This is a genomic window from Humidesulfovibrio sp. (genome assembly GCF_030689645.1).
Lineage (GTDB): Bacteria > Desulfobacterota > Desulfovibrionia > Desulfovibrionales > Desulfovibrionaceae > Humidesulfovibrio.
The window spans coordinates 1-4,103 of sequence record NZ_JAUYFU010000022.1 but is presented as its reverse complement, the minus strand read 5'-3'; the positions used below and the strand labels follow the sequence as shown (position 1 = coordinate 4,103).

Here is a 4,103-nt window from a genome sequence, read left to right as displayed (position 1 = left end):
GGGTTCAAGGGGCAGCGCCCCTTGATTCTCTTTTCTTGTCCTACTCGGTTTCCAAGAACAGTTCGAACCCTGCCGAGCGCAGTTCACAGGCCGGACAGACGCCGCAGCCGTGCCCCCAGGGGTGTCGGTGGCCGCGCTCGCCCTTGTAGCAGGTGTGCGTGTGCTCAAGGATGAGATCTACCAGCGGCTGGCCGCCCAGTTCACGCGCAAGCCTCCAGGTCTGGGCTTTGGTGAGCCGCATGAGGGGGGTATCGATGACCAGGCGCGTTTCCATGCCGAGGTTCAGGGCCACCTGCAGGGCCTTCATAGTGTCGTCGCGGCAGTCGGGATAGCCGGAAAAGTCGGTTTCGCAGACGCCGGTGACGAGGTGCTTGAGCCCCCGGCGATAGGCTTGCGCCCCGGCCAGGGTCATGAACACCAGGTTGCGGCCAGGCACGAAGGTGCTTGGCAGGCCGCTTTGGGTCATGGCGATCTCAACGTCATGGGTGAGGGCGGTTTCGCCCAGTTGCTGGAATACGTTTAGCGTCAGCAGGGTGTCCTGGCCGAGCTTTTCCGACCAGTCGCGATACTGCTCGCGCAGGCGGGCAAGGACATTTGTGCGGCATTCCAGCTCGATGGAGTGGCGCTGGCCGTAGTCAAAGCCCAGGGTCTCCACCCGATTGAAACGGGAGAGCGCCCAGGCCAGGCAAGTTGTGGAGTCCTGCCCGCCTGAAAAGACCACCAGCGCGGTGTCGTTCGTCTGCATGGCTGCTCCTAGACGCCTCTGGCGTCCGGGTTCCAGATGAATTTGTGCTGCTGCAGGTTCAGGCGCAGGTCCAGGTTTTCCCCCAACATCCAGCGAGCCAGTTCCGCCGGGGCAACGCCGCCGAACAGCGGCGAAACGTTTACCGTGTTGCGGCTTGTGTCTATGCGCGGCAGCAGGCCCAGCATGTGCGTCCAGTCATCGCGGTCGGCGATGACGAACTTCACCTCGTCGCGCTCGCGCAGGCGTTCCAGGTTGACGATGTCCATTTTGTCGGACTCGCCGCTGCTTGGTCCCTTCATGTCCACGATGGCGATGACCTCCGGCGCGAGGACCGAGATGTCCAGGCTGCCGTTGGTCTCCACCAGCACGGTGCGCCCGATGCGGGCCAGGGCGTTCATGAGCTCCACTGCCTGCGGCTGGAGCAGGGGCTCTCCGCCGGTGAATTCGATGAGATTGTGCGCCAGGCCGCAATCCAGGGTGTCGATGCGTTCCAGCACCTGGCGCGCCGACAGGATCTCGCCGCCCTCGTAGGCGTAGGGCGTGTCGCACCAGTGGCAGCGCAGGTTGCAGCCGGTCAGCCGCACGAAGACGCAAGGCCGTCCGGCCCAGGTTGACTCGCCCTGTAGGCTCTTGAATATCTCGCAGACTTGGAGGCTCAAGGCTCTTCCCAGTAGGTGACCTCAGCCCCCGGCGTCTCGGTGATGCGGATGCGCGACACGCGGGCCTCTGGCGCGCATTGGGCCAGCCTGTGCGTCAGGTCTTGGTGCAGGTGCCGGGCGATGTTCTCCGCCGTGGGGTTCTGCCCGGAAAAGGGGGCCAGGTCATTCAGGCAGGCGTGGTCCAGGCTGGACAGAGCCTCTCGCAGCATCAGCTTGATGTCCCGGAAATCCATGCCCATGCCGATTTTGTCCAGGTCCTGGCACAGAATGTAGGCCGTGACGCCCCAGTTGTGGCCATGGGTGTTCTTGCAGTTGCCGGGATAGCCGTCCAGCCGGTGGGCGGCGCAGAATTCCCCGCGCACGCTGAGTTCATAGTTGCGTTTCATGGCGTGATGCTACGGTCTCCGGTTGGTGGTCGTCAATACGGGGTTACAGCCCCCAGGCATATGCCGCCATTGACAGCACGCCATACGTATATCCATCGTGCAGGATACGTCCAGCGTCATCCCGCCCAGCTCCAAGAGTCACCAAGAGCGGCAGGAAGTGGTCCGCCGTGGGGTGGTTCCTGGGGCCGCTGGGACCTTCTTCAAGATAGCGCAAAAGCGGGTCAGTGTCTCCCGCCTCGATGCGCGCGGTGAGCCAGTCTGCAAAGGCCTTGGCGTAGGGGACTGGGGCTTCCGTCATGTCGTGGCTGAATACTTCACGCAGGTTGTGGGTGGCGTTTCCGCTGGCCATGATAAGCACGCCTTCCTCGCGCAGGGGGGCGATGGCCCGGCCCAGGGCCAGATGGTGCGCCGTGGACCGGCGCGAGCTGATGGACAACTGCACCACCGGGATGTCTGCCTGCGGGTACATGAGGCTGAGGGGCACCCAGGCGCCGTGGTCCAGGCCGCGGTTTTGGTCCAGTTCCGCCGGGATGTCGGCTTCGGCCAGCAGGGCGGCGGTCTTTTGCGCCAGATCAGGGGAACCGGGAGCCGGGTAGGTCATGGCGTACAACTCGTCCGGGAAGCCGTAGAAGTCATACATGGTGTGCGGGCTGGCTCCGCTGGTCAGGCGCGGGGCGGGAGTGTCCCAGTGGGCGGAGACGGCCAGGATGGCCTTGGGCCGGGGCAGCATCTGCCCGATGGAGCGCAGGAAGTCCCGTGTGGGCACCGGGTCGATGACCAGGGTCGGGGCTCCGTGGGACACGAAAAGCGTCGGCATGGCGGATTGATGCGTGTGATGCATCCGGGCTCCTTTACGTTGCAGGTGCAAAGCTAAACATAAGGCTGGCAAAAGGCTTGGCAAGCTTTGCTGTTTGCCCCGGAACGAAAAAGGCCCCGGATTGCTCCGGGGCCTTGTGCTTCAGGTTGTGCGGTGGCTACTTGCCGCCGCGTCCGTCGTCGCAGGGCTTGGTCGAGTGCCCGCTGTCAGACATGGCGCAGGGCTTGGCGCTGGTCGTGGGGGCTCCGGGGGCAGCCGGGGCGGGCGGCGTGAAGTCCAGGCCGCCTTCCACGCAGGCGAGCTTGGGGTCGTCCATGAGCTTCAGCTGCCGGTAGCGCTCGTAGTATGCGGCCTCGATGCCCGCACGCAGGCGCTTGGACTCTTCAGGCTGGGCCTTTTCGAGAGCGGCGTAGCGCTGCTCGCCGGAGAGGAAGGCCTGGAGGGTGCCGTCAGGGGCCTTGGACTCCAGCTTGAAGGGATTCTGTCCCTGTATGGCCAGCTGCGGGTTGAAGCGGTACAGGGGCCAGTAGCCGGAGGTTACGGCCAGCTTGCCTTCTTCCTGGCACTTGCCCATGCCTTTCTTGATGCCCTGATTGATGCACGGGGCGTAGGCGATGACCAGGGACGGTCCGGGGTAGGCCTCGGCCTCCTGGATTGCCTTCAGGGTTTGGTTCTTGTCCGCGCCCATGCTGATGCTGGCAACGTAGACGTAGCCGTAGGTCATGGCGATGCGGCCCAGGTCCTTCTTGCCGGTTTTTTTGCCGCCGGCGGCGAACTTGGCGATGGACCCCAGCGGAGTGGCCTTGGAGGACTGGCCGCCGGTGTTGGAGTAGACTTCGGTGTCCATGACGAAGATGTTCACGTCTTCGCCGCTGGCAATCACGTGGTCCAGGCCGCCGAAGCCGATGTCATAGGCCCAGCCGTCGCCGCCGAAGATCCAGATCGACTTCTTGGTGTACAGGTCCGACATGCCTGCGATCTCGGCAAGCAGGGGATCCTTGGTGTTTTTGAGCAGGGACTTCAGCTGGTCGCCCGCAGCCTTGGATGCGGCGGGATCGTTCTTGCCGGCAAGCCACGCGCTGGCGGCTTCCTTGATGGCGGCGCTGGCGGAGGAGCCGACAACCTGGGCCAGCAGATCGGCCAGCTTGGCGCGGCGCTGGGTCACGGCCATGTTGAAGCCGTAGCCGAATTCGGCTGCGTCTTCGAACAGGGAGTTGCTCCAGGCCGGGCCGAAGCCGTCCTTGTTGACGCAGTAGGGTGCGGCTGGGGCCGAGGCGCCCCAGATGGAGGAGCAGCCTGTGGCGTTGGCGATCATCATGCGCTCACCGAAGAGCTGGGTGATGAGCTTGACGTATGGGGTCTCGCCGCAGCCCGCGCAGGCGCCGGAGAACTCAAGCAGCGGCTGCTGGAACTGGCTGCCCTTGAGGCTCTCGCGCTTCACCAGTTCGCCCTTGAGGCTTACGGTTTCGCTGAAAACCTGGTTGGGCACCTGGAGT

5 protein-coding genes are annotated in these 4,103 nt (G+C 64.4%); all 5 read right to left on the bottom strand.

What is annotated here, in order from left to right:
• Window positions 1-40 precede the first annotated feature (40 nt).
• A complete protein-coding gene (gene queC, locus Q8O35_RS03285) occupies window positions 41-745 on the bottom strand; it encodes a 7-cyano-7-deazaguanine synthase QueC (RefSeq protein ID WP_305570566.1) in 705 nt (234 codons plus the stop codon).
• 8 nt (window positions 746-753) lie between these two features.
• Window positions 754-1,404: a radical SAM protein gene (locus tag Q8O35_RS03280; RefSeq protein WP_305570564.1), complete on the bottom strand. Its 651-nt coding sequence runs from the start codon at window positions 1,402-1,404 to the stop codon at window positions 754-756.
• Entirely contained in the window at window positions 1,401-1,790 is a 390-nt protein-coding gene (gene queD, locus Q8O35_RS03275; protein ID WP_305570562.1) for a 6-carboxytetrahydropterin synthase QueD, read from the bottom strand. Before queD ends, Q8O35_RS03280 begins: the two co-directional genes overlap by 4 nt.
• Before the next feature lie 43 nt (window positions 1,791-1,833).
• Window positions 1,834-2,631, bottom strand: coding sequence for a 4,5-DOPA dioxygenase extradiol (ygiD, locus tag Q8O35_RS03270; RefSeq protein ID WP_305570560.1), 798 nt, complete (start codon window positions 2,629-2,631; stop codon window positions 1,834-1,836).
• Window positions 2,632-2,764: 133 nt separating this feature from the next.
• A partial coding sequence (locus Q8O35_RS03265; RefSeq protein ID WP_305570558.1) for a thiamine pyrophosphate-dependent enzyme occupies window positions 2,765-4,103 on the bottom strand: 1,339 nt, incomplete at its 5' end.

Bases quoted from the DNA above. Each gene is read 5' to 3' on its own strand.
- queC (WP_305570566.1), bottom strand. From the start codon at position 745: ATGCAGACGAACGACACCGCGCTGGTGGTCTTTTCAGGCGGGCAGGAC.
- queD (WP_305570562.1), bottom strand. From the start codon at position 1,790: ATGAAACGCAACTATGAACTCAGCGTGCGCGGGGAATTCTGCGCCGCC.
- ygiD (WP_305570560.1), bottom strand. From the start codon at position 2,631: ATGCATCACACGCATCAATCCGCCATGCCGACGCTTTTCGTGTCCCAC.